Source organism: Glaciimonas sp. Gout2, assembly GCF_035018905.1.
In the GTDB taxonomy this organism is placed as follows: Bacteria; Pseudomonadota; Gammaproteobacteria; order Burkholderiales; family Burkholderiaceae_D; genus Glaciimonas.
In genome coordinates, this window is the sequence record NZ_JASJXA010000142.1 from 1 (window position 1) to 365 (window position 365).

The following is a 365-nucleotide window of genomic DNA, read 5'->3' on the forward strand; positions in this document are numbered from 1 at the left end:
GTCCTCGACCTCGACGGCGACGGCATCGAAACCGTCGGCAGCAAAAACAACATCTACTTCGACAACAACAACGACGGCATTAAAACCGCGACAGGCTGGGTCGGCGCTGACGATGGCTTGCTCGTCATGGACCGCAACGGCAACGGGGTGATTGATAACGGCACGGAACTATTTGGTGATTCCACCCAACTCGACAACGGCCACACCGCCAGCGATGGTTTCGGTGCGCTGGCTGATCTGGATTCCAACCACGATGGCAAGATCGATAAAAACGATGCCAACTGGAACCAGCTCAAAGTCTGGCGTGATCTCAATCAGGATGGTATTTCTCAAGCCAATGAATTATTCACACTGGACCAACTCGG

1 pseudogene is annotated in these 365 nt (G+C 53.7%); it reads left to right on the top strand.

The annotated features are described in order from the left end of the window. Positions 1-365: pseudogene (locus QN379_RS23520) on the top strand (RTX toxin); the annotation flags it as partial.